Origin of the sequence: Gorillibacterium terrae (assembly GCF_051594785.1) — a bacterium.
Lineage (GTDB): Bacteria > Bacillota > Bacilli > Paenibacillales > NBRC-103111 > Gorillibacterium.
In genome coordinates, this window is record NZ_JBPPGI010000001.1 from 302,332 (window position 1) to 328,580 (window position 26,249).

24 protein-coding genes and 1 riboswitch are annotated in these 26,249 nt (G+C 63.0%); of the genes, 22 read left to right on the forward strand and 2 right to left on the reverse strand.

What is annotated here, in order from left to right; translation table 11 throughout:
• Positions 1-182: 182 nt before the first annotated feature.
• The 4 genes from ACSEXS_RS01320 to gltA all read left to right on the forward strand — a co-directional run bounded on the left by ACSEXS_RS01320 (position 183) and on the right by gltA (position 4,470).
• The gene (locus tag ACSEXS_RS01320; protein ID WP_438431380.1) at positions 183-920 is read left to right on the forward strand and encodes a glycerophosphodiester phosphodiesterase; all 738 of its coding nucleotides are present in this window, start codon (positions 183-185) and stop codon (positions 918-920) included.
• Positions 917-2,152: an MFS transporter gene (locus ACSEXS_RS01325; RefSeq protein WP_438431381.1), complete on the forward strand. Its 1,236-nt coding sequence runs from the start codon at positions 917-919 to the stop codon at positions 2,150-2,152. The genes ACSEXS_RS01320 and ACSEXS_RS01325 overlap by 4 nt, the downstream gene beginning before the upstream one ends.
• Before the next feature lie 91 nt (positions 2,153-2,243).
• On the forward strand, positions 2,244-3,068 hold the full coding sequence (locus ACSEXS_RS01330) for a sulfide/dihydroorotate dehydrogenase-like FAD/NAD-binding protein (RefSeq protein WP_438431382.1): 825 nt from the start codon (positions 2,244-2,246) through the stop codon (positions 3,066-3,068).
• Between the two features lie 4 nt (positions 3,069-3,072).
• Positions 3,073-4,470: an NADPH-dependent glutamate synthase gene (gltA, locus tag ACSEXS_RS01335; RefSeq protein ID WP_438431383.1), complete on the forward strand. Its 1,398-nt coding sequence runs from the start codon at positions 3,073-3,075 to the stop codon at positions 4,468-4,470.
• Between the two features lie 441 nt (positions 4,471-4,911).
• Here gltA and ACSEXS_RS01340 read toward each other — a convergent pair whose 3' ends face one another.
• Complete coding sequence (locus tag ACSEXS_RS01340; protein WP_438431384.1) at positions 4,912-5,004, reverse strand: putative holin-like toxin; 93 nt, start codon at positions 5,002-5,004, stop codon at positions 4,912-4,914.
• Positions 5,005-5,487: 483 nt separating this feature from the next.
• On the opposite strand from ACSEXS_RS01340, the gene ACSEXS_RS01345 reads away from it, so the two are divergent.
• The 17 genes from ACSEXS_RS01345 to ACSEXS_RS01425 all read left to right on the forward strand — a co-directional run bounded on the left by ACSEXS_RS01345 (position 5,488) and on the right by ACSEXS_RS01425 (position 24,830).
• Positions 5,488-6,366, forward strand: coding sequence for a MerR family transcriptional regulator (locus ACSEXS_RS01345; RefSeq protein WP_438431385.1), 879 nt, complete (start codon positions 5,488-5,490; stop codon positions 6,364-6,366).
• 299 nt (positions 6,367-6,665) lie between these two features.
• Positions 6,666-7,343 carry a response regulator transcription factor gene (locus ACSEXS_RS01350; protein ID WP_438431386.1) on the forward strand — a complete coding sequence of 226 codons (678 nt, stop codon included), beginning with the start codon at positions 6,666-6,668 and terminating at the stop codon, positions 7,341-7,343.
• Positions 7,340-8,491, forward strand: a complete 1,152-nt coding sequence (locus ACSEXS_RS01355) for a sensor histidine kinase (protein WP_438431387.1) — start codon at positions 7,340-7,342, stop codon at positions 8,489-8,491. Before ACSEXS_RS01350 ends, ACSEXS_RS01355 begins: the two co-directional genes overlap by 4 nt.
• 260 nt (positions 8,492-8,751) lie before the next feature.
• A riboswitch (purine riboswitch) is annotated at positions 8,752-8,853 on the forward strand.
• Positions 8,854-9,003: 150 nt separating this feature from the next.
• Positions 9,004-9,507, forward strand: a complete 504-nt coding sequence (purE, locus tag ACSEXS_RS01360; RefSeq protein ID WP_438431388.1) for a 5-(carboxyamino)imidazole ribonucleotide mutase — start codon at positions 9,004-9,006, stop codon at positions 9,505-9,507.
• Positions 9,507-10,775 carry a 5-(carboxyamino)imidazole ribonucleotide synthase gene (gene purK / locus ACSEXS_RS01365; protein WP_438431389.1) on the forward strand — a complete coding sequence of 423 codons (1,269 nt, stop codon included), beginning with the start codon at positions 9,507-9,509 and terminating at the stop codon, positions 10,773-10,775. The genes purE and purK overlap by 1 nt, the downstream gene beginning before the upstream one ends.
• A 59-nt stretch (positions 10,776-10,834) precedes the next feature.
• On the forward strand, positions 10,835-12,130 hold the full coding sequence (gene purB, locus ACSEXS_RS01370) for an adenylosuccinate lyase (RefSeq protein WP_438431390.1): 1,296 nt from the start codon (positions 10,835-10,837) through the stop codon (positions 12,128-12,130).
• 289 nt (positions 12,131-12,419) lie between these two features.
• Positions 12,420-13,334, forward strand: coding sequence for a phosphoribosylaminoimidazolesuccinocarboxamide synthase (locus ACSEXS_RS01375; protein WP_438431391.1), 915 nt, complete (start codon positions 12,420-12,422; stop codon positions 13,332-13,334).
• Between the two features lie 36 nt (positions 13,335-13,370).
• Positions 13,371-13,610, forward strand: a complete 240-nt coding sequence (gene purS, locus ACSEXS_RS01380) for a phosphoribosylformylglycinamidine synthase subunit PurS (RefSeq protein WP_438431392.1) — start codon at positions 13,371-13,373, stop codon at positions 13,608-13,610.
• A 32-nt stretch (positions 13,611-13,642) separates the two neighbouring features.
• Positions 13,643-14,335, forward strand: a complete 693-nt coding sequence (gene purQ, locus ACSEXS_RS01385; protein ID WP_438431393.1) for a phosphoribosylformylglycinamidine synthase subunit PurQ — start codon at positions 13,643-13,645, stop codon at positions 14,333-14,335.
• Positions 14,313-16,559, forward strand: a complete 2,247-nt coding sequence (purL, locus tag ACSEXS_RS01390; RefSeq protein ID WP_438431394.1) for a phosphoribosylformylglycinamidine synthase subunit PurL — start codon at positions 14,313-14,315, stop codon at positions 16,557-16,559. Before purQ ends, purL begins: the two co-directional genes overlap by 23 nt.
• Positions 16,560-16,762: 203 nt before the next feature.
• The gene (gene purF / locus ACSEXS_RS01395; RefSeq protein ID WP_438433058.1) at positions 16,763-18,175 is read left to right on the forward strand and encodes an amidophosphoribosyltransferase; all 1,413 of its coding nucleotides are present in this window, start codon (positions 16,763-16,765) and stop codon (positions 18,173-18,175) included.
• A 54-nt stretch (positions 18,176-18,229) separates the two neighbouring features.
• Positions 18,230-19,324, forward strand: coding sequence for a phosphoribosylformylglycinamidine cyclo-ligase (purM, locus tag ACSEXS_RS01400; protein WP_438431395.1), 1,095 nt, complete (start codon positions 18,230-18,232; stop codon positions 19,322-19,324).
• Complete coding sequence (gene purN, locus ACSEXS_RS01405; protein WP_438431396.1) at positions 19,321-20,094, forward strand: phosphoribosylglycinamide formyltransferase; 774 nt, start codon at positions 19,321-19,323, stop codon at positions 20,092-20,094. The genes purM and purN overlap by 4 nt, the downstream gene beginning before the upstream one ends.
• 41 nt (positions 20,095-20,135) lie before the next feature.
• Positions 20,136-21,680: a bifunctional phosphoribosylaminoimidazolecarboxamide formyltransferase/IMP cyclohydrolase gene (gene purH, locus ACSEXS_RS01410; RefSeq protein WP_438431397.1), complete on the forward strand. Its 1,545-nt coding sequence runs from the start codon at positions 20,136-20,138 to the stop codon at positions 21,678-21,680.
• Positions 21,681-21,778: 98 nt separating this feature from the next.
• Positions 21,779-23,065, forward strand: a complete 1,287-nt coding sequence (purD, locus tag ACSEXS_RS01415) for a phosphoribosylamine--glycine ligase (RefSeq protein WP_438431398.1) — start codon at positions 21,779-21,781, stop codon at positions 23,063-23,065.
• 172 nt (positions 23,066-23,237) lie between these two features.
• Positions 23,238-23,897, forward strand: a complete 660-nt coding sequence (locus ACSEXS_RS01420; protein WP_438431399.1) for a Bax inhibitor-1/YccA family protein — start codon at positions 23,238-23,240, stop codon at positions 23,895-23,897.
• Between the two features lie 132 nt (positions 23,898-24,029).
• The gene (locus ACSEXS_RS01425) at positions 24,030-24,830 is read left to right on the forward strand and encodes a M15 family metallopeptidase (protein ID WP_438431400.1); all 801 of its coding nucleotides are present in this window, start codon (positions 24,030-24,032) and stop codon (positions 24,828-24,830) included.
• Positions 24,831-24,989: 159 nt separating this feature from the next.
• Here ACSEXS_RS01425 and ACSEXS_RS01430 read toward each other — a convergent pair whose 3' ends face one another.
• Positions 24,990-25,736: a hypothetical protein gene (locus tag ACSEXS_RS01430; protein ID WP_438431401.1), complete on the reverse strand. Its 747-nt coding sequence runs from the start codon at positions 25,734-25,736 to the stop codon at positions 24,990-24,992.
• A gap of 214 nt (positions 25,737-25,950) precedes the next feature.
• Between ACSEXS_RS01430 and ACSEXS_RS01435 the strand changes: the two genes are divergently transcribed.
• The gene (locus ACSEXS_RS01435) at positions 25,951-26,241 is read left to right on the forward strand and encodes a YerC/YecD family TrpR-related protein (protein ID WP_438431402.1); all 291 of its coding nucleotides are present in this window, start codon (positions 25,951-25,953) and stop codon (positions 26,239-26,241) included.
• Positions 26,242-26,249 lie beyond the last annotated feature (8 nt).

Below are 26,249 nucleotides of genomic sequence, written 5' to 3' on the forward strand. Positions count from 1 at the left end.
GGTAGCATGAAAGGAGCAGAAAGCGCCGGGACCGGAAACCGGCGATAACATTCCGCGAACAATCCGGGAGTAGGATAAAAGCAGCTTGCGTTAAGCAAGAAGGGAACTCATCCGGTGCGGGGACCGGTCGTCCGACCGAGGCCCGTCCCCGCCCGCATCAATCAGGCAGAGGAGAGGATGGCATGGAACAGCGTACGAAGATTCTGGCCCACCGGGGAGCGGCCGGAGAAGCACCCGAGAACACGATGGCGGCGTTTCGCTTGGCCGTAGAGCAAGGGGCGGACGGCATCGAGCTGGACATCCAGATGTCCAAGGACGGCGAGCTCATCGTCATCCACGACGAAACGCTCGACCGGACGACGGACGGAACCGGACTGGTGGTGAAGCAGACGGCGGCGGAGCTCCGCCGGCTTGACGCGGCGAAGGGGCGTTCCGACTTTCGGGGAGAGAGGCTGCCGCTGCTCCGCGAGGTGCTGGATTTTCTCCAGCCGACCGGACTCGCGCTCAATGTCGAGCTGAAGAACGGCATCGTCCTCTATGAGGGCATGGAGGAGAAGGCGGTGGCGCTCATCCGCGAATACGGGATGGAGAGCCGGACGATTTTCTCTTCCTTTAATCATTACAGCCTGGTCAAGCTCGCCGACCTCGCTCCCGAGATCGAACGCGCCATTCTGTATACCGCCGGTCTGTACGAGCCGTGGAGCTATGCCCGGCTGGTCGGGGCGGACGCGCTGCATCCGCTGTTTTACAGCATCTATCCGGAGATCGTCCAGGGGGCCCATGCGGCCGGAGTCAAGGTTCGGCCCTATACGGTGGACGATGAGCCGACCATGCGGCGGATGCTGGCCTGCGAAGTGGACGCCATCATCACGAACTATCCCGCCCGGTTGAAAGCAATCTTGGAAGAGGCCCGGGTATGAAACCGTTCGCCTACCCGCGGATTTTCATCGTCGGGCTCGGTTTTTTCGCCATCTCGGTCGTCTGGCAGCTCTACAACTCGTTCATGCCGCTCATGCTGGGCGATTATATCGAATCGAAGGCCCTGCGCGGCTCCATCATGGGACTCGACAATTTCGCCAACATCTTCCTCATTCCGCTGATCGCCGCCTGGAGCGACCGGCTCGATACCCGCTTCGGGCAGCGGCTGCCCTTCCTCCTGGTCGGCATGCCCCTCGCCGCCATCTTTCTCCTTCTCATGCCGCATTACGTCAATCTGGCGACGCTGATCGCCGTCGACGTCGGGTTCCTGCTCGCCATGACGTTGTTCCGCGCCCCGACCGTGTCGTTGATGCCGGACGTCACGCCGCCGGACAAGCGCAGCCAGGCCAACGGCATCATCAACCTCATGGGCGGCGTCGGCACGCTGATCACGCTGTTCGGCTTGGCCAAGCTCTATGATTCCAACAAGCCGCTGCCCTTCGCGATTGGAGCGGCCGTGCTGATCGTCTGCGCCATCGTTCTCGTCCTGTACGTGAAGCCGCTGGTCGGCAAGCTCCGCTTTGCCGCGTCCGTCGATTCCGACGCCTCCGAGCAAAAAGAACCGGGCCCCGCCGGCCTCGTCTCCGGCCTCAAGCGGGTGTTCACCTCCCGCGATCGCACGGCGCTCTGCATCCTGGCGGCTATCTTCTGCTGGTTCGTGGGCTACAGCGGCGTTGAAGCGCAGTTCACCACCTATGGGGTGGAGACCTTGGGGCTCACGGCGGGCAACGCCACGCTGACGATCGGATTCTTCAGCCTGGCCTTCATCCTGTTCGCCGTCCCGAGCGGCTTTCTCGCCAAGCGGTTCGGCCGCATTCCGATCATCTCCGTCGGGATTGCCGGGCTTGGCGTGCTGTTCCTGCTGTTGTTCCTGACCCGCGACCTCATGGCGATCCGCGCTCTCTTGCTCGGCGGCGGCCTGTTCTGGGCGCTTGTGAACATCCATTCCTATCCGCTTGTCGTCAGCTTCGCCGGACCGGGTAAAATCGGCCTCTATACCGGACTCTACTATTTCTTCTCCTCCGTGGCCCAGACGGTCGGCCCCGCCCTGCTCGGCGCATTCATGGACCTGTTCGGCGGCAAATGGATGTTCGCCGGATCGGCGGTCTGCATGCTGGCGGCGCTGGCGTTTCTCCTGCTGGCACGGCGTGCGGCGGCGCGGCAATCTTCATGAAACCGACAACTTTATCCGCCGATCCCCGGCCACAGCTTCCAGGCCAGCCGATATAATGGATTCATGTTAGAAAAGGCTAAGGAGACGAGCTATGTACCGCATCCTGCAAAAAGATACGCTAAATGATACGGTGGAGCGTATGGTCGTTCACGCTCCTTTCGTGGCTCGCAAATGCGAGCCCGGCCAGTTTGTAATGGTTCGGGTCCAGGAAGGCGGAGAACGGATTCCGCTGACGATCGCCGATTACGACCGGGTACGCGAGAGCGTCACCATTATCTATCAGGTGGTTGGTTTCACCACGCGCCTATTGGCCCAGAAGGAAGAGGGCGAGGAGCTGTCCGATTTTGCCGGTCCGCTCGGGCGGCCGGTGGAGCTTGCCGCGAAGCGGCGGGTGCTCGGCATCGGCGGCGGCGTCGGCGCGGCGCCGCTCTATCCGCAAATCCGCAAGATGAAGGAGCTCGGCGCCTCGGTCGACGTCGTGCTCGGCGGTCGGACGAGCGAGCTCGTCATTCTGAAAAGCGAATTTGCCGCCATTGCCGACGAGCTGTTCGTGGCGACGAACGACGGCAGCGAGGGCGTGAAGGGCTTCGTTACGGATGTGCTGAACCGGCTGCTCGACGAAGGCCGCGTGTATGACGAGGTAATCTGCATCGGGCCGCTGCCGATGATGAAAGCGGTGGTGTCGATCACCAAGGAGCGGAGCATTCCGACTGGCGTCTCGCTCAATCCGATCATGATCGACGGCACCGGCATGTGCGGCGGCTGCCGCGTCACGGTCGGCGGCGAGACCAAGTTTGCCTGCGTAGACGGGCCGGATTTCGACGGCTGGCTGGTGGATTTCGACGAATGCATCCGCCGCCAGGGCATGTACAAGGACATGGAAGAGCACTTGTGCTTGATGGAGCAGGAGGGTTGACCGGATGGCGAATATGACAAAAGAAAAGGTGCGGATGCCGGAGCAGCCCCCTGCCGTGCGGGCTCGCAACTTTGAGGAAGTGGCGCTCGGCTATACCCCGAGGCAAGCGATGGAGGAGGCCGAACGGTGCCTGCAATGCCGCCATCAGCCCTGTGTAAACGGCTGCCCGGTCGGCGTACCGATTCCCGCCTTCATTAAAGCGGTGGCCGCCGGCGAATTCGAGACAGCGTACCGGACGATTATGGCGGAGAACAGCCTGCCGGCCATATGCGGGCGCGTTTGTCCGCAGGAGAGCCAATGCGAAGGCGTATGCGTCCGCGGCAAGAAGGGCGAGCCCGTCGGCATCGGCCGGCTGGAGCGCTTCGCGGCGGATTACGCGCTCCAGGCCGGGGTTGCGGGCGGAGCGAAGCCCGCTCCGAACGGACATAAGGTAGCCGTCGTCGGCGGCGGTCCGGCGGGGCTCAGCTGCGCCGGCGACCTGGCGAAGCTCGGCTACGAGGTGACGATCTTCGAAGCCCTGCACGCCCTGGGCGGCGTGCTGACCTACGGCATTCCGGAATTCCGGCTGCCGAAGGCGCTGGTGGAGGAAGAGATCGACAAGATCGCCGAGCTCGGCGTGACCATTCACAAGAATGTGGTGGTCGGGCGCTCCATCACGGTCGATGAATTGTTCGCGGACGGCTTCGAGGCCGTCTTCGTCGGCAGCGGCGCCGGCTTGCCCCGTTTTATGGGCATCGACGGCGAGAACCTGAACGGGGTGTATTCGGCCAACGAATTCCTCACCCGCGTCAACTTGATGAAGGCCTACGACTACCCGCACAACCCGACGCCGGTTAAGACCGGCAAGCGGGTTGCCGTGGTCGGCGGCGGCAACGTGGCGATGGACGCGGCCCGCACTGCGCTCCGCTTGGGCGCGGAGGAGGTCAGCATCGTCTACCGCCGCGGCATGGAGGAGCTTCCGGCGCGCGCCGAGGAGATTCACCACGCGCAGGAGGAAGGCATCCGCTTCCGGCTGCTCGCCAACCCGAAGCGGATTCTCGGCGACGGCGTGTGGGTGCGCGGCATGGAATGCGTCGAGATGGAGCTCGGCGAGCCGGACGAATCCGGACGGCGCAGCCCCCGCGAGAAAGCGGGCAGCGCGTTCGTGCTGGAGCTGGACACGGTCATCATCGCCATCGGCCAGAGCCCGAATCCGCTGATCCGTTCCACCACGCCGGGTCTGTCGGTCCAGCGCTGGGGCGGCATCGTCGTCGAAGAAGCGACGATGGAGACGAGCAAGCCCGGCGTCTACGCCGGCGGCGACGCGGTCACCGGTGCGGCGACGGTCATCCTTGCGATGGGCGCCGGCAAGAAGGCCGCCCGGGCGATTCATGAATCGCTCGTCGGCATCGGGAAGGCGTAGGCGATTGGCATAACTCGCTATCACTTTGGGATGGCGAAAACGCAGTACCAATCGTAATACACGGTTGTTAGGAACCTTCCAGAAAGCAGGGGGTTCCTTTTTCGAAGGGTAACCTCTTTTTGAGGTGCTACAGCTGCCGCTTGCGTCAGGCCGCCGAACCCTCGAAACAAATCGTTGAAGCCGCGCAGCAGGTGCAGATCACGAAATTCCTCGACCATGATCCCCACAAGCTCAATACGCATCGGTCGCAGGCATAACCAGCTATCCTATTTTACCGGATTGAACCCCCGTATATGGCATGGTATACTTAAGTCAAGAAATGCTTACAATGCAAAGAGAGCCGTGCTGCTAACACGTCTCTCCCGCGCAATAGCCGCTTTTAAGGGCGGTGGCTTTGAGTAAGGCGACAGAAATAGGCCTGCTACCTTTGGGAAGGGCGGCCTATTTCTTTTTGTTTAGGTACGTGAGCAACGCTAGAATGAACATGCCGAATATGAACATTAAGCTGAGTGCTTGAAATACCTCCACAGGCATCTCAAGGCTTTCGAAAGAAAGCCGCTTCGGAAGCAGGGGCTCCCTTCTATCGGGAGACTAGCCGACCGCCCATATAGCCGTTCTATCACCTTACCATTATATCACAGAGATTATATGCTTAATAGGCAAATATACGAACGTGCGTACCCCGCTTTTAATTCTATTCCTCAATTTACTTGATTATCTACAAGATCAATTAGACCCCTTCGACGGGCATCCTTCCAGCATAACCACGATTTGTTTCCTCGGGAGTCCTCTATCATCCAGCTGGCTTCGCAGAGCGTAAACTCCGTTGATTTTGAACTCCGTCGATCTGAGGCAAGCGGACCGCCTGGATACTCTCGATCTTTCTTATATACGCATTGGAAATATCAAATTTTTCACGCAGGTTTCTCAAAGGTTAGGTGATCTGCAAAGAAGGCTATTGCTATTGCCGCAGCGTCAAGTGCTAGGATTAACCTTGAGCTCGGAAGGGAGTCCAAGATGAACAGATCTGTTGCCATCCATAAGGTTTCGGAACAATCGGGATTGACCAGCCGTACCTTGCGGCATTGGGAATCCGAGGGGTTGTTCATAAGCGAAAGGGACCCGTCTTCCGGGTGGAGGATGTATGACGAGAATGCGCTTCTGCGTATCCGAATGACAGCCACCCTCCGAAAAATGGATATCTCGCTAAAAGACATTAAAGCGGTGTTGGCCAACCCCTCCTTGGCGCAGCTAAGCACGGTGGTGGAGAGCAAAATATCCGAATTGCAGTCCCGGAAAGCGGAAGTCGCTCTTTTTCAAGACCAACTGGAACGCGTTCATACCTTTCTGCAAAAACAAGATTCGCTTTGCCAAGTCGATGAACTCTTAAAGGAGACGGAGGATTTGTTTATGCGCAGTTTGACGGAAAGCAGTTCGGTGAAAATCATTACCCTTCCCCCTATGAGAGTGGCCTATCACCTGGCCGTCGGCGTCTCTCCGGAAGACGAGGCCATGGCGCCGGTGCTGGAGTGGATTAAAGCCTCGGATTTGCTCAGCACGGCACGCTTTTTCGGAGGCCATGTAAAACCGATGCCGAGCCGCCCCGGAAAACCGTACGGATACGGAATGTGCGTCACCATCCCCGAGGGAGTTTCGGTTCCTCCGCATCTCAAGGAAATGGTGCTGCCCGGCGGTCTTTACGCAATGTTCGAAAGCGGCGAGGATATTCCGTCCTCTTGGAAAATGGGTATGAATGAACTGGCCAAGGACGGGACCTACCAATCGGATCGATCCAGACTGTGCTTCGAAGAGCACGTCCGCAACGACAAGCCCAGCGGGTGCGGAGACGAGTACCACCTGATTTTGTTGGAACCGGTAAAGCCGAAGAAGAACTAAATTCAACTCGCTAAAACACAGCTAAGAGGCTGTTCCTCCGTCATCTGTGATGGCTTTTGGGACAGCCTCTTTAAACGTGCCCTCCAGGTGATGGGCTTGTTTCCTAGGGAAAGGTTTGCCGAGGGGGACTCTGTCTGGCAGCCGTCTGTTTACACGGCGTTTACCTTCATCCGCTACACTGGCAGTAGGGCAACCTGCCGCCCGACCCGGCGTTTCGTTCGCATTCCGCGGATTGCGAATCCGGGCCGGGACGGCTACACTGGTACCAAATCGGCAAGCCGAGCAGGAGGGAAGAAGCGATGGCGAAGATTCTGGTCGTCGATGACGATCCGCATATCCGCGAGCTGGTCCGGCATTTTTTGGGCCGGGAGGGCTTTGAGGTGAGCGAGGCGGAGGACGGGCAGGCCGCGCTGGAGCGGATGGAGCAAGCCCCGGCCGATCTCGCGGTCCTGGATATCATGATGCCGCGGGTGGACGGCTGGACGCTTTGCCGCAGGCTTCGCCGCGAGTACGACATCCCCATCCTGATGCTGACGGCGAGGGGCCAGACGGCCGACAAGGTGCGCGGCTTCGAGCTCGGAGCCGACGATTACCTGGCGAAGCCCTTCGATCCGCCGGAGCTGGTCGCGCGCGTCAAAGCGCTGTTCAAGCGCTACCGGATCATGGCGGCGAGCCAGCTTACGGTGGGCGGGCTTACGCTCGACCGGCCCAATTACCGCCTGCTCGTCCGGCAGACGCCGGTGCCGCTGCCTCCCAAGGAATTCGAACTCTTGTTCTTGTTCGCCGGCCATGCCGGGCGGACGTTGACCCGCGAGCAACTGATCGAGTCGGTGTGGGGGTACGACTTCGAAGGCAACGAACGAACCCTGGACGTTCACGTGAACCGGCTGCGGGAACGGCTGCTGTCCTGGAAGGCGCCGCTCAGAATCGCCACGGTTCGCGGACTCGGCTACCGGTTGGAGGAGACGAAGGAATGAATCGCAAGCGGTGGCCGTTCGCGGCGAAGCTCTTCGCCCTGCTGTTGTTTCTCGCTGTCATTTCCCTGACTTACTATAGCGTTGGCTATGCGGTCGCCCGGTGGATCGGTGTTCTTCCAGCCGCCGGTCAGACGCGGCTCGTGCCCAATCTGATCGCCGATTTCATCGGAACGCTGCTGTTCATGCTGACGGCGGGCCTCATCAATGTATTCGCCCGTCCGGGGCGGCGCAGGGAGCTCGACGAGCTCAATACCGCGCTGCGGCAGATCGCCCGCGGCGATTTCAACATCATCCTGTCGGAACGCAGGGGCGACGACGATTGGAATGGGGAATTCCGCGAGAACATTAAGCGGATGGCTCAGGAATTGAAGCAGGTCGAGAACGTTCGCCAGGAATTCATCTCGACCGTATCGCACGAGATCCAGTCGCCGCTGACCTCCATCCGCGGGTTTGCCTCCGCGCTGCGCGATGAGCGGCTCACGCCCGGCGAGCGGCGCCATTACCTGGATATCATTGAGATGGAGAGCATGCGCCTGTCCAAGCTGGGGGACAATCTGCTGCGGCTGACGGCCTTGGAAGGCGAAGGGCCGGCGCTGGAGCTTCGCCCGTACCGGCTGGACCAACAGATTCGCAAGGTGGCGCTCACCCTGGAGCCTCAATGGCTGGACAAGGAGCTTGAGCTGGAGCTCGATCTGGCGGAAGTGACCGTGTCCGGCGATGAGCAGCTGCTGGATCAGGTGTGGATCAATCTGCTGCACAACGCCATCAAATTCACCCCGAAGGGCGGGACAATCCGGCTGTTCCTCGGGGAACGGGACGGAAAGAAGAAACCGGAGTCGAAGCCGGGCATACCGCCTGCTGCAGCGGACCGGGCAGCCGATGTTTCGTACGGGGAGAGTCCGGAGCCGGGAGTCCGGGAAGCGGTGTTCCGCATCTGCGATTCCGGTCCGGGGATTCCCCAGGAGGACCAGCTGCGCATCTTCGAACGGTTTTACCGCGGCGACAAGTCTCGGCTTCGTACGGTGGAAGGAAGCGGGCTCGGCCTGTCGGTGGTGAAGAAAATCGTCGACCTGCACGGAGGCCGGATTGCCGTGCAGAGCCTCCCGGGCGAAGGAGCGGAGTTTGAGGTGCTGCTGCCCGGGGGATAGGCCGGCTTTTGTTAAGAGCGCTAGACCAGGCTTGGAAAAGATCCGGCAGACCGGAGAGTCTTTGACAAAATGCGAACTATTCCCTCACTTCTATAATCTAATGTTCGTCTTTCGTTGACACGAGCTTGACCCGGCTGGTAAGATAGAAGGGCCGATGCAGAGGGATTCCACTTTGCGGCGATTGCTTCCTTCCGGTGCATCATGCGAACCGGCGGCAGCCGTCCGCCTGCGGAGGCTTAACCGATGTTCAGATGTTCAATCGTATGACGATTATCGTTTCTCGTATAAATTCGGGGATATGGCCCGAAAGTCTCTACCCAAAGACCGTAAATTTTTGGACTACGAGAAGGATCGCCGCTTGGGCTTAGCGCCCGAATTCAGACTGCCGGAGCAGTTTGGCTTCGGCGTGCGGCCAGGCGTTCTTTCTCGTCCGGCTGCGGGGCCTTGAGGCCTTGCGCTGGACTTTTTTGTTGCCAAGGGGAGAGCGGCCACCAAAGAGAGGAGCGGCGATTATGCCGGCAAGCGTAGGAGTGATTATGGGCAGCGAATCGGACTGGGCGACCTTGAAGGAGGCGTGCCGCATCCTGGACGAGCTGCAGGTTCCCTATGAGAAAAAGGTGGTCTCGGCGCACCGAACCCCGGACCTGATGTTCCGTTACGCGGAAACCGCCGAGGAGCGGGGCTTGTCCGTGATCATCGCCGGGGCGGGCGGGGCGGCCCACCTGCCCGGCATGGTAGCGGCGAAGACGCTGCTGCCCGTGATCGGCGTGCCGGTTAAGACCTCGACCTTGAACGGCCTCGACTCGCTGCTGTCGATCGTCCAGATGCCGGGCGGCATTCCGGTCGCCACGGTGGCGATCGGGACGGCGGGCGCGGCGAATGCCGGACTGCTCGCGGCCCAGATTCTGGCCGTGACCGATCCCAAGCTTCGCCGCCGGATCGGCGAGCGACGAGCGCGGATTCAGGAAGCGGTGCTGGAGTCGAGCGACCGGCTCGGAACGGAGGAGGGGCTATGATGACGAGCGAAACGGGGATGGAGCAGATGCCGCTGAAAGGCGCCAAACTCGCCGGCGATGCGGCGGCTGGAGGTACGGGCAACGCAGCGAATGCGGCGGAAGCCGCCGTTACGCCGTTGTCGGCTCCGCGCATCCTGCCGGGCAGCACGATCGGCGTGCTCGGCGGCGGTCAGCTCGGGCGGATGCTCGCCATCGCCGGGCGGGCGATGGGCTATCGCTTCGCGACGCTCGATCCGACGGAGGATTCGCCGATGGGACAGGCGGCGGACCGGCAGATCGTCGCCCGGTACGACGACGCCGACGCGGCCCGCGAGCTCGCCCGCGTCTCGGACGTCATCACCTACGAGTTCGAGAACGTAGACGCGGGGGTCGCCGGCATGCTCGCCCGCGAGGCCTATGTGCCGCAAGGCCACGCCCTCCTGCACACCACGCAGCACCGGCTGCGCGAGAAGCGCGCGATCGAAGCCGCCGGCGTGCCGGTGGCGCCTTACGCCGAGGTGAAGAGCGAGGCGGATCTGCACGCGGCCATCGGCCGGCTGGGCTTGCCCGCCGTGCTGAAGACAGCGACGGGCGGCTACGACGGCAAAGGCCAGCGGGTGATCCGCCATAGCGAGGACGCGGTCCCGGCTTACCGCGAGCTGGCGGAAGCCGGGACGGAGCTGGTGCTCGAGCAGTTCATCCGCTTCGAGCGGGAGCTGTCCGTCATCGCCGCCCGCAGCACGCGGGGGGAGACGAAGGCGTTTTCCCCTGCCGAGAATGTTCACGTGAATAACATTCTCCATCTGTCCATCGCTCCGGCGCGGATTCCCGCCGAGGTTGCCCGCCGGGCGGAGGAGCTGGCTGTCCGGCTGGCCGAAGGGCTGAATGCGGTCGGGCTGCTCGCCGTGGAGATGTTCCTGACCCCGGAGGGCGAACTGTTCGTCAACGAACTCGCCCCTCGCCCGCACAATTCCGGGCATCATACCATTGAGGCCTGCCGGACCTCGCAGTTCGAGCAGCACCTGCGGGCGATCTGCGGGCTGCCGCTCGGCTCGACCGAGCTGGCGACGCCCGCCGTGATGGTCAATCTGCTCGGCCAGCATGTCGAGCCTGCGCTCGCTTGGCTGAATGGCCAGGAGCGCGAGGAAGACGGGCTCGCCGCGAAGCTCCATCTCTACGGCAAGGCGAAGGCCAAGCCGGGACGCAAGATGGGCCACCTCACGCTGCTTGCGGATGATACCGAGCGCGCTCTCGATTGGGTGGAGCGCTCCGGCATCTGGCGGCGGTAGCCGGGATTCCCCTTTTGACCGCTATTCTTTTAATACACCAAACCAAGGGAGTCATCCACATGATCGAACGCTATACACGACCCGCCATGGGCGCGGTCTGGACCGAGGAAAATAAATTCAAAGCCTGGCTGGAGGTCGAGCTGCTCGCCTGCGAAGCCTGGTCGGAGCTCGGCGTCATCCCGAAGGAGGACGTGCAGGCGCTTCGGCAGAACGCCCGCTTCGACATCGACCGCGTCTACGAGATCGAGCAGGAGACGAAGCACGACGTCATCGCCTTTACCCGAGCGGTGTCGGAGACCGTCGGCCCGGAACGCAAGTGGGTGCATTACGGCCTGACCTCCACCGACGTGGTGGACACGGCGCTCGGGTACCTTTTGAAGCAGGCCAACGACATCCTCGATCAGGACCTGCAGAACTTCCTCGGTATCCTCCGCGAGCAGGCCATCCGCTACAAAATGACTCCGATGATGGGGCGCACCCACGGCGTGCACGCCGAACCGACCACCTTCGGCCTCAAGTTGGCGCTCTGGCATCAAGAGATGAAGCGCAACCTGGAGCGGTTCCGCCGGGCGGCGGAGGGCGTCCAGTTCGGCAAGATGTCCGGGGCCGTCGGAACTTATGCCAACATCGATCCCTCGATCGAGCAGTACGTCTGCAAGCGGCTCGGCACCACGCCCGCCCCGATCTCCACCCAGACGCTGCAGCGCGACCGCCATGCCGATTACCTGAGCACCCTGGCGCTGATCGCCACCTCCCTGGACAAGTTCGCCACCGAAATCCGCGGCCTGCAAAAGAGCGAATTCCGCGAGGTCGAGGAGCCGTTCAGCAAGGGGCAAAAGGGTTCCTCCGCCATGCCGCACAAGCGCAACCCGATCGGCTGCGAGAGCATCTCGGGCCTCGCCCGCGTGATCCGCGGCCACATGCTGTCGGCGTACGAGAACGTGCCGCTGTGGCATGAGCGCGACATCTCCCATTCCTCCGTCGAGCGGATCATCCTGCCCGACTCCACCATCCTGCTCGATTACATGCTGAGCCGGCTCGGCACCATCATCAAGAACCTGAACGTCTACCCCGAGAACATGAAGCGCAATATGGAGCGGACCTTCGGTCTGCCGTTCTCCGGCCGCGTGCTCACCAAGCTGATCGACAAGGGCATGAGCCGCGAGCAGGCGTACGATACCGTTCAGCCCCGCGCCATGCGGGCTTGGGAGGAGCAGCGGTCCTTCCGGCAGATTCTCGAGGAATCGCCCGAGATTACCGGTCACCTGACGCCCGAGGAGCTGGCCGACTGCTTCGATCCGTCCTGGCACCTCAAGCATGTGGACACGATCTTCGCCCGGCTCGGTCTGGACTGATTCGGTTTGTTCCGGCCTATTGGACGGCCGCGCCAGTGGGTGTCGTCCACCGTTCACACTCCTCTGTGCGTTGCCGTCTGGGCCACTCGGTACGTCCGACCGTGCAGATGGCCGATAGGGTCCACAGTTCCCCGATAAGGATACACAGTTCGCCGATTAGGGTCCATAGTTCGCCTAACCACGCGCCGCTGTCAGGGGAGGTCTTTTTCGTAGCCAATCGCCCATTACATCGCATATCGGCCGTTTACCCGGCTTGCTTTCACCGCTTATCCAAAAAGGGGGTTCCACCATGTCCACCGCCAGCCCGCTTTCCACCGCCGAGGGGCTCGTTCAGGCGCCGCTCGTGCACAAGGGCAAGGTTCGCGAGCTGTACGACCTCGGGGAGCATTACCTGATCGTCGTCACCGACCGGATCTCCGCCTTCGATTACGTCCTTCGCCCGGGAGTTCCGGGCAAGGGGCGCGTCTTGAACGAGCTGTCCGCTTTTTGGTTCGACCAGACGACGGTATTTCAAGAGAACCATCTGGTGCATGCCGACGTCGACCGGCTGGACGGCATCGTAGCGGACCCCGAGCCGCTGCGCGGCCGGGTGATGGTGGCCAAGAAGGCGGAGCGCATCGACATTGAGTGCGTCGTCCGCGGCTATCTGACCGGCGGCGGCTGGCGCCAGTACAAGGAGACGGGCATGGTGAACGGGCACGAGCTGCCCTCCGGCATGCGCAAGAACGGCAAGCTCGATCATCCGCTGTTCACCCCTGCGGCCAAGAACGACATCGGCCACGACGAGGACATCACCATCGACCGGCTCACCGAATTGGTCGGGCCGGAGCTCGCCGCCGAGCTGGAAGAGAAGAGCGTGCGGCTCTATCAGTATGCGCACGATTACTGCGCCGGCCGCGGCATTGTCCTGGCCGATACGAAGTTCGAGTTCGGCCTGCTGAACGGAGAGGTCATCCTGATCGACGAGCTGCTCACGCCGGACTCGTCGCGCTTCTGGGACGAGAGCAAGTATGCGCTCGACGTTGAGATCGACAGCATGGACAAGGAGCCGGTGCGCACCTTCCTTGCGGAGAGCGGCTGGGACAAGAACAGCGAGCCCGACCCGCTGCCGGACAGCGTGGTCGAGGCCACCTCCGTCCGCTACCGGGAAATTCTCCGCCGCCTGACCGCGCCCGCATCGGAAGTCTACCAAGCCCGGGACTAGAGTTCGAGGTTCATCAACCGAAGGAGGCCAACCGCCATGAAAGCGACCGTCTACGTAACGATTAAGGAAAGTGTTCTCGACCCGCAGGGGAACGCCGTGCAGGGAGCCCTGCACTCCCTGGGTTTTGCCGAGGTGGAAAAGGTTCGCATCGGCAAGTACATGGAGCTGGAGCTCGGGACGGAGGACCCTGCCGAAGCGGAGGAGCGCCTGCGCGCCATGTGCGAGAAGCTGCTCGCCAATACCGTGGTCGAGGATTTCCGTTACGAGATTGCCTGATGCCAGAACAGCTTCAAGAGAGGGGTAAAACCATGCACTTCGGAGTTCTCGTCTTCCCCGGTTCGAATTGCGACATCGACTGCTACAAGGCGGTGGAAGACACGATCCGCCAGACCGTGGAGTACGTCTGGCACACCGAGACGGATTTATCGCGCTTTGACGCGGTTCTCGTGCCGGGAGGCTTTTCCTACGGCGACTATCTTCGTTGCGGGGCGATCGCCCGGTTCGCTCCGGTTATGGGGGCGCTTCAAGCGTTCGCCGCCCGCGGCGGGTATGTGCTCGGCATCTGCAACGGCTTCCAGATCCTTACCGAGGCGGGACTCTTGCCCGGAGCGCTCCTGCGCAACCGTTCGCTTCAGTTCCGCTGCCACCCGGCGCTGCTGCGGGTGGAGAATGCGCAGACGGCGTTCACCGGCCTCTATCAACCGGGTGAAGTGATCGACATTCCCATCGCGCATGGAGAGGGAAACTACTACTGCGACGAAGAAACCCTGGCCGAGCTGAAACGCGAGAATCGCATCGTCTTCCGCTACGCCGGAAGCAACCCGAACGGGTCGGTGGACGACATCGCCGGCATCGTGAACCGCGAGGGCAATGTTCTCGGCATGATGCCGCATCCCGAGCGCGCCGTGCACCCGCTGCTCGGCTCGGAGGACGGAAGCCGGATGTTCGCGGCGATTTTGAACGCATGGAGGGAACGCAATGGCGCAGTTAGCAGCCGCTAAGGAACCGACGGCCGAACAAATTGCCGAGCAGAAGGTGTACCGGCAGTTCGGCGTGACGGACGAGGAATATGGCAAAATCTGCGGCTTCATGGGCCGACAACCGAATTACGTGGAGATTGGCGTATTCAGCGTCATGTGGTCGGAGCACTGCGCCTACAAGAACTCGAAGCCGCTGCTCCGGCGGTTCCCCACCAGCGGCTCCAAGGTGCTGATGGGCCCCGGAGAAGGCGCGGGGATCGTTGACATCGGCGACAACCAGGCGGTCGTGTTCAAGATCGAGAGCCACAATCACCCGTCCGCGGTCGAGCCTTATCAAGGCGCGGCTACGGGCGTGGGCGGCATCATCCGCGATATCTTCTCGATGGGCGCGCGGCCGGTGGCCCTGCTTAACTCCCTGCGGTTCGGCAAGCTGGAATCCGCCCGGGTCAAATACCTGTTCGAGCATGTCGTGTCCGGCATCGCCGGCTACGGCAACTGCATCGGCATTCCGACCGTCGGCGGGGAAGTGATGTTCGACGAGAGCTACGAGGGCAACCCGCTGGTCAATGCCATGTGCGTCGGACTGATCGACCATGACCAGATTCAGCGCGGCGTGGCGAGCGGCATCGGCAACCCGGTGTTCTATGTGGGTCCGGCAACCGGACGCGACGGCATCCACGGCGCGACCTTCGCTTCGGAGGAAATCACGGCGGAGACGGAAGCGAAGCGTTCGGCGGTGCAGGTCGGCGATCCTTTTATGGAAAAGCTGGTCATGGAAGCCTGCCTCGAGCTGATCGCCTCCGGCATCGTTGTCGGCATTCAGGATATGGGCGCGGCGGGACTCACCTGCTCCAGCTCGGAGATGGCGAGCAAGGCCGGCAACGGCATGGAGCTGGACCTCGACAAGGTGCCGCAGCGCGAGCAAGGCATGACCGCCTACGAGATGATGCTCTCCGAATCGCAGGAGCGGATGCTGTTCGTGGTGCGTCCCGAGCATGAAGACCGGGCAAGGGCGATCTTTGCCCGCTGGGGGCTGGAGTGCCACAAGGTCGGCCGCGTGACCGACGACGGGCGCCTGCGGCTGATCCACCACGGAGCCGTGGTCGGCGACATGCCGGTGCGGGCGCTGGTCGACGAATGCCCCGTCTACTACAAGTCGTCGAGCGTTCCGTCCTATTATGAATTTGGGGCGACGGTGGACACGGCCGATTTCCCGGAGGCAGAAGACCTTGGCGCGGTGCTGGAGGGGCTGCTTGGCTCCCCCTCGATCGCCAGCAAGGAATGGGTTTACTCGCAGTATGACTACATGGTCCGCACCTCGACCTATGTCCGTCCCGGCTCGGACGCGGCGGTGGTCGGCGTGCCCGGCACGCGCAAGGCGCTGGCCATGACCACCGACTGCAACAGCCGCTACGTCTACCTCGATCCCGAGGTGGGCGGCCGGATCGCCGTCGCGGAAGCGGCGCGCAACCTGGTCTGTTCGGGCGCGGAGCCGCTCGCGGTGACCGACAACCTGAACTTCGGCAGCCCGGAGAAGCCGGAGATTTTCTGGCAGCTCGAGCAGGCCGTCGACGGCATGGCCGAAGCCTGCCGTTTCCTGAACACACCGGTCATCGGCGGGAACGTCAGCCTCTACAACGAGAACGCGCGCGGCGCGATCTACCCGACGCCGGTCGTCGGCATGGTCGGGCTCGTCCACGACCTCGACCACATCACGACCCAGTCGTTCCGTACCGAAGGCGACGCTCTGGTGCTGCTCGGCGAGACCAAGGCCGAGTTCGGCGGCAGCGAATACCAGGCGCTGTTCCTCGGCAAGACGGAGGGCCGCCCGCCGGCCCTAGATCTCGCCGTCGAGCGGCGGCTGCAGGAGACGGTGCTCGCCGCGATCCGCGCCGGACTCGTCGCCTCGGCCCATGATCTGGCCGAGGGGGGACTCGCGGTGGCGCTCGCGGAGTGCTGCATCGGCGGCAAGCTGGGCGCCTCCGTCGAGCTTGCGACCGAGCTGCGCGCCGATCACGCGCTGTTCAGCGAATCGCAATCGCGCGTGCTGCTCAGCGTTCCGGCGGAGCGGGCCGCGGAGCTCGTCCGCCTGGCGGCGGAGCAGGGCGTTCCCGCGGCCGTCATCGGCACGGTCGGCGGAAGCAAGCTCGCCGTCCGCGTCAACGGCAATGCCGCCTTCGTCCGCCCGGTGAGCGAACTGAACGCCATATGGAAGGACGCGATCCCATGCCGGATGAACGCTTGACGGCGCGCCGGATGGAAGCGGAAGCGGGCGTTCCGGCAGCAGCTCTGGAAGCAGCTCCGGCAGGTTCCGCTCCGGGGAGTGCGGAAGTCCGCTTGTCCGCCGACTTGCCAGCTTGCGCCTCGGCTTCCGTCCCGACTTCCGTCCCGGCTCCGGCGGACCGGGCCGCCTCCCGGATTTGGACCGGCGGCTACTACAACGAGGGCATGGACGGCTCCTTTGACAAGCTGAAGGATGAATGCGGCGTCTTCGGCGTCTTCGGCCACGACGAGGCGGCGGCCCTGTCGTTCTACGGGCTGCACGCCCTCCAGCACCGCGGCGAGGAAAGCGCGGGAATCTGCACCACCGTGGACGGCAGCGAGTTCTTCCTGCACAAGGGAATGGGCTTGGTCAAGGAAGTGTTCGACAACGACCGGCTCGCCTCCCTGAAGGGCTCGACCGCCATCGGCCACGTCCGCTATTCCACCTCCGGCGCGAGCCTGATCGGCAACGCCCAGCCGCTGATGTTCCAGTTCCGGCATGGGCATATCGCCATCGCGACGAACGGCAACATCGTCAACGCCGACGAGATCCGCGAGGAGCTGGAGGAGGCCGGGTCGATCTTCCAGACGACCAGCGACACGGAGGTTCTGGTGCATTTGATCGCCCGCGCCCGCGGCGTCGCGCTGGAGGAAGCGGTTAAGCCCGCGCTGCAAAGGGTGCGCGGCGGCTATGCCTTCCTCATCATGGCGGGCGACAAGCTGATCGTGGCGCGCGACCCGCACGGCCTGCGCCCGCTCGCGATGGGGCGGATCGACGGCGCGTATGTATTCGCGTCGGAGACCTGCGCCTTCGAGACCATCGGCGCGGAATATATCCGCGACATCGAGCCGGGCGAGCTGCTGCTCTTCGACCGCGAGGGCGGTATGCGCCAGGAACGGATCGCCCCTTTGGAGCGAAGGGCCATTTGCTCCATGGAATACATCTATTTTTCCCGGCCGGACAGCGACCTCGACGGCATCAACCTGCACGCCGCCCGCAAGCGGATGGGGGTGCAGTTGGCGATGGAGGCCTTCGTCGACGCCGATGTGGTGACGGGCGTTCCGGACTCCAGCATCTCGGCGGCGATCGGTTATGCCGAGCAGACGGGCATTCCTTATGAGCTCGGGATGATCAAGAACCGCTACACCGGCCGCACCTTCATCCAGCCGAGCCAGGAGCTGCGCGAGCGCGGGGTGAAGATGAAGCTGAGCGCGGTGCGCAAGGTCGTCGAGGGCAAGCGCGTCGTCATGATCGACGACTCGATTGTCCGCGGCACGACCAGCCTGCGGATCGTCAAGATGCTGCGCGACGCCGGGGCGTCCGAGGTGCATGTGCGCATCAGCTCGCCGCCCTATGCGAATCCGTGCTTCTATGGCATCGATACGCCGAGCCGCCGCGACCTGATCGCTTCCACCCACTCGCTGGAGGAAATCCGCCGCGCTATCGATGCGGACTCGCTGCATTTTCTCTCCAAAGAAGGACTGCTCGCCGCCATCGGCCGCGAGCCGGGCGAGTACAACCGGGGCATGTGCACCGGCTGCTTCGACAACGATTATCCGACCCGCGTTCCGGCCGACGCCGACAGCTGCGGCTGCTGACGGGAGGAAGGGTCAAGCCCTTCATCGGGCAACTTAGATAGAGGAGTGAAATCCGTGTCTGACGCATACAAACAAGCGGGAGTCGACATCGCTGCGGGCAACGCCGCCGTCGAACGCATGAAGAAGCATGTGCAGCGCTCGCTGCGCCCCGAAGTGCTCGCCGGTCTCGGCGGCTTCGGAGCTTTGTTCGGACTGAACAAGGACAAGTACGAGGAACCGGTGCTCGTCTCGGGTACGGACGGAGTCGGAACAAAGCTGATGCTGGCGTTTGCCATGGACAAGCATAATACCATCGGTATCGACGCCGTGGCGATGTGCGTCAACGATATCGTCGTTCAAGGCGCGGAGCCGCTGTTCTTCCTCGATTACCTCGCCACCGGCAAGGTGGTGCCGGAGAAGATCGAGGCGATCGTCGCCGGCATCGCCGAGGGATGCGTCCGCTCCGGCTGCGCCTTGATCGGCGGCGAAACCGCCGAGATGCCGGGCATGTACGGAGCGGAGGATTACGACATCGCCGGGTTCGCCGTCGGCATCGTCGACCGGAAGCGAATCGTCGACGGCTCGCGAATCAAGCCCGGCGATGTGCTGATCGGCCTCGCGTCGAGCGGCGTGCACAGCAACGGTTACTCGCTCGTGCGCAAGCTGCTCCTGGAGGACGCCGGCTTCGGACTTACCCGGCCGCTGTCCTCCATCGAGGGCTTGGAGAGCCTGGCTGCGCAAGCGGCCGAGGCCGGTCGTCCCGAACGGACGCTCGGCGACGCGCTCTTGGAACCGACCCGGCTGTATGTCAAGCCGGTGCTCGCCCTGCTGGATCAGGCCCCCGAAGCGATCAAGGGCATGGCGCACATCACCGGCGGCGGCTTCACCGAGAACATTCCGCGCATGCTGCCGGAGGGCGTCGGCGCCGAGATCGACTTCGGCTCCTGGCCGGTCCATCCGCTGTTCGAGCTGATGCGCCGAACGGGCGGCCTGCCCTACGGCGACCTGTTCCGCACCTTCAACATGGGCATCGGCATGGTGCTTGCGGTGGAGGCGGAGCAAGCGGACGAGATCGAACGGCTCGCCCGCGAGCACGGCGAAGAGCCGTACCGTATCGGTCGGATCGTTGCCGGCGAACAGGTTGTCTCCTACCGCGGAGTCTCCGTATGACGGGTGCCTTTTCCGCCGGGTCTTCTGTTGCCTCTTCCGCTTCACCGGCATCCGCCGCCACCGCCGCTTCTGCAGCAACCATGGCATCCGCAGAATCCGCCACCTCTGCCGCGTCCGTAGCACCCGCCGCAGACGGCCCGCGCGAGAAGCGCATCGCCGTCTTCGCCTCGGGCGGCGGCAGCAACTTCCAGGCCCTGGCCGACGCCGTCCGGGACGGGCGGATTCCCAACGCCCGCCTCGAGCTGCTCGTCACCGACAAGCCCGCTGCCGCCGTCGTCGGCCGCGCCGAGCGAGCCGGTGTCCCCGTCTTCGCCTTCCGGCCGCGCGACTATGCCTCCCGCGAGGCTTACGAAGCGGAGATCGCCGCCCGGCTGACCGGGCTCGGCGTTGATCTGATCGCGCTCGCCGGCTACATGCGGCTCGTTACCGCGACGCTGCTCGAGCCGTTCGCCGGCCGGATCGTCAACATCCACCCGTCACTCTTGCCCGCTTTTCCCGGCGTCGACGGCATCCGCCAGGCGCTGGACTACGGCGTGAAGGTGACCGGCGTCACCGTTCACTTCGTGGACGCCGGGCTCGACTCCGGGCCGGTGATCCTGCAGCGTGCGGTGGAGATTCGGGACAGCGACACCGAAGAGACGCTGGCCGCCCGGATTCACGCCGTCGAGCACGAGCTGTACCCCGAGGCTGTCCGGCTGCTCGCCGAGGGCCGCGTCGCGCTGACCGGACGCCGGACACGCGTGCTGCCGTCCGAACCGGCTTCGTTCTGACTTTTGCTAAGAGCTGAAATAGAAATAGGAGGGTATCCACCTTGGCCATCAAACGCGCGCTTATCAGCGTATCCGATAAAACCGGCATCGTTCCCTTTGCCCGGGAGCTGGCGGAGCTCGGCGTCGAGCTCATCTCCACCGGCGGCACCTACAGCTTGCTGAAGGAGAACGGCATCCCCGTCACCGGCATCTCCGAGGTGACCGGCTTCCCCGAGATCATGGACGGCCGCGTCAAGACGCTGCATCCGTCGGTTCACGGCGGTCTCCTCGCCGTCCGTGACAACGCGGGGCACCGGAAGCAGATGGAAGAGAACGGCATCGGTTTCATTGACCTTGTCGCCGTCAACCTCTACCCGTTCGCCGCCACCATCGCCCGCCCCGACGCCTCCTACGAGGACGCCGTGGAAAACATCGACATCGGCGGCCCGACGATGCTCCGGTCGGCAGCAAAGAACCATCATGACGTCACCGTGCTCGTGGATGCGGCCGATTATCCCCAGGTGCTGGAGGAGCTTCACGCGACCGGAGACACCGAGCTCGCCACCCGCAAGCGGCTCGCCGCCAAGGTCTTCCGCCACACCGCCCACTACGATGCCCTAATCGCCGATTATCTCACGAAGAAGACCACGGGCGAGGCGTTCCCCGAGACCTTCACGGTTACCTACGTCAAGGCTCAGGACCTTCGCTACGGCGAAAATCCGCATCAGCAAGCGGCCTTCTACAAGCAGGCGCTGGCCGGAGCCGGGACGCTCGCGGCCGCCGAGCAGCTGCACGGCAAGGAGCTGTCCTACAACAACATCAACGACGCCAACGCGGCGCTGCAGTTGCTCGCCGAATTCGCCGAGCCCGCCGCCGTGGCGGTCAAGCACATGAACCCGTGCGGCGTCGGCATCGGCCGCGACATCGATGAAGCGTACCTCAAAGCGTACGAGGCCGATCCGGTCTCGATCTTCGGCGGCATCGTCGCGGTCAACCGACCGGTGGACAAGGTCACCGCGGACCGGATGCACAGCATTTTCCTGGAGATCGTCATCGCTCCGGATTACACCGACGAAGCGCTGGCCATCCTCAAGGCCAAGAAGAACATTCGCCTGCTGAAGCTCGATGTAGCGGAAGCCGCCGCCGGGCCCGAGCTGGCGGTGACCTCGATCCGGGGCGGCGCGCTCGTCCAGGAGACGGACAAGCACCGCATCACGGCGGACGACCTGAAGGTGGTCACCGACCGGCAGCCGACCGAGGAGGAGCTGAAGCAGCTCCTGTTCGCTTGGAAGGTCGTGAAGCACGTGAAGTCCAACGCCATCGTGCTGGCCGCAGGCGACCGGACCGTCGGCGTCGGGGCGGGCCAGATGAACCGCGTTGGCTCCGCCAAGATCGCCGCCGAGCAGGCGGGGGACAAAGCCAAAGGAGCGGTCATGGCGTCGGACGCCTTTTTCCCGATGAGCGACACCCTGGAACTGGCAGCCGCTGCGGGCATCACCGCCGTCATCCATCCGGGCGGTTCCATCCGCGACGAGGATTCGATCAAGGTGGCCAACGAGCACGGCATCGCCATGGTGACGACCGGCATCCGCCATTTCAAGCATTAAGGAGCTGCGCTATCAAATAACTCCGGCTCCGCTTGCCGTCCTCCGGCCTCTTCGGCTGGTTGAACCGGATCAAGCGGAGGGAGGCGGGAGGAACCCCCATGAAGGTATTGATTGTCGGCCGCGGCGGCCGGGAGCATGCGCTCGTCTGGGCGCTGGCGCAGAGCCCTCGGGTGGACGCGCTGTACTGTGCGCCGGGAAACGGCGGCATTGCCGCGCTGGCGGAGTGCGTGCCGATCGAGGAGATGGATTTTGCCGGCATTGCCGCATTCGCCAAAAAGCAGGAGATCGGCCTCGTCGTGATCGGGCCGGAGGATCCGCTGGCCGCAGGCATTGTGGATTATCTGGAGGCGGAGGGCCTCAAGGTATTCGGGCCGAGCCGGAAGGCTGCCGCCATTGAAGGCAGCAAGGCGTTCATGAAGGAGCTGCTGCGCAAATACGGCATTCCGACGGCCGCCTACAAGACGTTCAGCGACTATGACAAAGCGCTGGCTTATCTGCGGACCCGTCCGCTGCCGGTTGTGCTCAAGGCGGACGGCCTTGCGGCAGGCAAAGGCGTCATCGTGGCGCATACCGCCGAAGAGGCGGAGCGGACCCTCGCCGAGCTTCTGGTCGACAAGACCTTCGGCGCATCCAGCGAGACGGTCGTCATCGAGGAGTTTCTGGAGGGCCAGGAAATGTCGCTGCTCGCCTTCGTCGACGGCAGCACGGTTCGGCTTATGGTCCCCTCGCAGGACCATAAGCCGGTGTTCGATGGAGATAAAGGACCGAATACCGGCGGCATGGGCACCTATTCGCCGCTGCCGCACGTCGATTCCTCCATCGTCGAGGAAGCGGGGCGCACCATCGTTCAGCCTGTCGCGGACGCGATGGTCGCCGAAGGCCGTCCCTTCCGGGGCGTGCTCTACGCCGGGCTGATGCTGACCGCCGAGGGACCGAAGACGATCGAGTTCAACGCCCGGTTCGGCGACCCGGAGACGCAGGTGCTGCTGCCTCGGTTGGAGACCGATCTGTTCGAGATCCTCCTGGCCGTCGCCGAAGGGCGGCTCGCCGAGATGGACATTCGCTGGAGCAGCTCTGCCGCCGTCTGCGTTGTCCTCGCGTCGCCGGGCTATCCCGGCCCCTATCCGAAGGGACTGCCGATCACCGGTGTCGAGGAAGCGGAATGGGATGCGCTGGTCTTCCATGCCGGCACGGCCCTGTCGCCGGACGGCGAGAGCGTCGTCACTGCGGGCGGCCGTGTGCTCGGCGTCGTCGGGCGGGGAGCGGACATCGCGGAGGCGAGGGACCGCGCTTATGCGGCCGCCGAACGCATCCGGTTCGAGGGCGCCCATTACCGCACCGACATCGCGTCCAAAGCGCTTGCGGCCGAGAACGGCAGCCGGTAGTCATATTCCACTTGCGTCTTATGTATTTGGGCTTATTCAACCAACCGTTCTCCGTGAGTACGGACGCTTTTTTGACAATTCGGTGAAACCAAACCGTGCTTTTGCCGTAGAGGAATGCTATACTAGCCGTAAGCGCTACTCTGCCAATAAACCGGAAAAGGTGGGAACTTGATTGGATTTCCAACAGCAGCAAACCCTTGGCATGGAGAGAGAATACAACGGCTCCTTCCATAAGCTTCTCCGAATGTTCACCCTGACGATCCTGGTGTCCTTTATCGGCACCCTGGCCGGGATGTTCGTGCCTCCCGCGCTGTTTATGCCGCTCGTCGTCGTGGAATTCATCATGATCATCTCGGCGTTCGTTATCCGTCGCCGCAAGAAAGCGATCGGCTACCCGTTCGTCTTCTCCTTTGCGTTCCTGAGCGGCATCACGCTGTACCCGACAGTCGCGTACTACTCGACCCAAGGCGGGTTCTCGCTGGTCAACACGGCGTTCCTCGTGACCGCCGCCATGTTTGCCGGTCTTACCGCGTACGCGTATTACTCCAAACGGGATTTCAGCTTCCTTGGCGGCTTCCTGGTCATGGGTCTCATCACCCTGATCGGCTTCAGCGTCGTCGGCCTGTTCACCGGCGGCTTTGGCGGCAGCCTCGGGCTCGCCATCGCCATCGGCGGCACGCTGATTTTCTCCGGCTACATCCTGTACGACATCTCGCATTACCGTCAGGGTCTGGAAGAAGAGATGATTCCGACGGCTGTGCTCAACCTGTATCTGGACTTCATCAACCTGTTCCTGTACGTGCTGAGACTGTTGGGCTTTTCCCGCGACTAAGCGCGTCCTGCCGGGCGATTTCGCCTTCCCGGCTCGGTTTCATCGGAATACCAAAAAGCAGACCGTCCGCGTCCGCGGGCGGTTTTTTCGTTTCGCTGCACCGATTCTGATCCCGTTAAGGAGATGCTTCTCATGCGTTCCAACTTCGCTGCCCGCCGCACCCCATGGCTCACCGTCCTCGTTCTGTCCATTGCCCTGTCGCTCACGCTCGTCGGCTGCCGAAAGGACGCGGCCCCTTCGGATCATCCGTCTGGCTCGGTCTCGCCCGGGTCCACAGAGGCATCGCCTGCCGGCTCGGCTGCACCGGATAGCGGCAGTCCTTCGCCTTCTGCGCATGAGGTGGATACGAACCCCGACAGCCTCGCCGTGCTGGTGAACAAGCAGTACGCGCTCCCGGACGGCTACAACCCGCCGGACTTGGTCTACCCCGATGTCCCGTTTCTCTTCAAGGAAAAGATTGAAAAGCGGATGATGCGCAAGGACGCCGCCGCCGCTCTGGAAAAGCTGTTCGCCGGAGCCAAAGAGGACGGCATCTACCTGGCCGGGGTCTCGGCCTATCGCTCTCACGCCACCCAGACAGCCTTGTTCAACAATTATGTGAAGAAGGACGGGGAGGAAAAGGCAAAAACCTACAGCGCTGTCCCCGGACACAGCGAGCATGAGACAGGCCTCTCCATCGACGTCTCTGGCTCGGACGGCAAGTTCGCCGCCGAGCCGGGATTTGCCGGTACTCCGGAAGCCGAGTGGCTGAGCGAGCATGCCGCCGATTACGGCTTCATCATCCGCTACCCGGAAGGCAAGGACGCCATCACCGGCTATACCTACGAGCCCTGGCACATCCGTTATGTAGGCGAAGCCATCGCCAAGGAGATCGCGGCCGCCGGAAGCACGCTGGAGGAATATTACGGCGCGGTTCCGGTTTCGGGCCAATAAGCCGTATATCGAGCATGCACCTGCCGGACGGTCGGGGTGCATGTTTTTTTTGTGGTAAGAATGGGTGATATTCCAGTCCTGCACCTAGCCATCTCAAGCCCCCGTCAGCGTCCTGACGCAAGGAAAACGCCGCCCGCAAACCGCAGGCGGCGTTTCTCTTCATTTCCTCCGGACCTTCCGCTTGCCGGATGTGCCCTTGCGCTTGCCCCGGCCCTTGGCGGTTCGGCGGGAACCGGTCTTCTTGCTGCGTTTTTTCTTCCGGCGTTTGGCCGGGGCGAGGCCGTCGCCGTCGTCGTCTTTGTCCTTGGTGAAGGCCTTGCCGATGCCGGAAATCATCTTAAACATCGGCGCAATCTGCTGGACGGTTCCGGCGAGCTTCTGCATCTTGGACAGGGTGCCCAAAATGCCGTCGATGCCGCCCATCCGCTCCAGAAAGCCGCCGATGCCGGCCGCGCCCGCTCCGGCAGCCCCGCCTGCTCCGCCTGCCCCAGCCGCTCCGCCGCCGCCGAAAAGATTGCCGAGCAGCCCGCCCAGGCCGCCTCCGCCTCCGGCTCCGGCAGCGGGTGCCGCGGGCGCTCCGCCAAAGCCGAAGCCGCCGCCTCCGGGGAGAGCGGGCGGACCGCCGGCACCGAAGCCGGCGCCGAGTCCCGCTCCGGGCGTGGCCGGAAACCCGCCGCCCATGCCCATTCCGGGCGGCATGGGCGGCAATCCAAGCCCGCCCGCGCCTCCGCCGAAGCCTCCGCCGAACGCCGCGGGGCTTTCCCAAAAACCGGCGGTCGCGGCCGTAGGGGATACCGCCCGGCCGGCCCCGGCGGCGGGAACGGCCGGATACGACGGAACCGGCCGGTTGCCGCTTGCCCGATATCCCGACAGTTGCCGGGAATGGTTCGGTTGTTGTATAGTCATCTTGAGTCACAACCCTTTTCCTTTTATGGGTGTTTGTATATAATCTATGAGGTAGGCATTTGTTTCGTATGGACGAATGCCCGTATTTATGACGTTTGCTGAATTTAGCGCACTAACGCTTAAAAATTTTACAGACCGAAAACCGGATTCAGCAGGATTTATCCGCACCGATATCGAATGATAACGCTACCGACGTTATGAAGGAGACATACCCATGCAGCTCAAAAAACTCAACGACAAATCCATCGACCAGCTGTTCGAGGCCATCCTCACCTTGAAGGACATGGAAGAATGCTATACCTTCTTCGACGACCTCTGCACCGTCAATGAAATCGAATCCCTCGCCCAGCGCCTGGAAGTGGCCCGGATGCTGCGCAAGGGCAATACCTATAACCAGATCGAGGCCGAGACGGGAGCCAGCACGGCGACCATCTCCCGCGTGAAGCGCTGCCTGAATTACGGCAACGACGGCTACAAGATGGCCCTCGAGCGGTTGGACCGGTAAAACGGAGA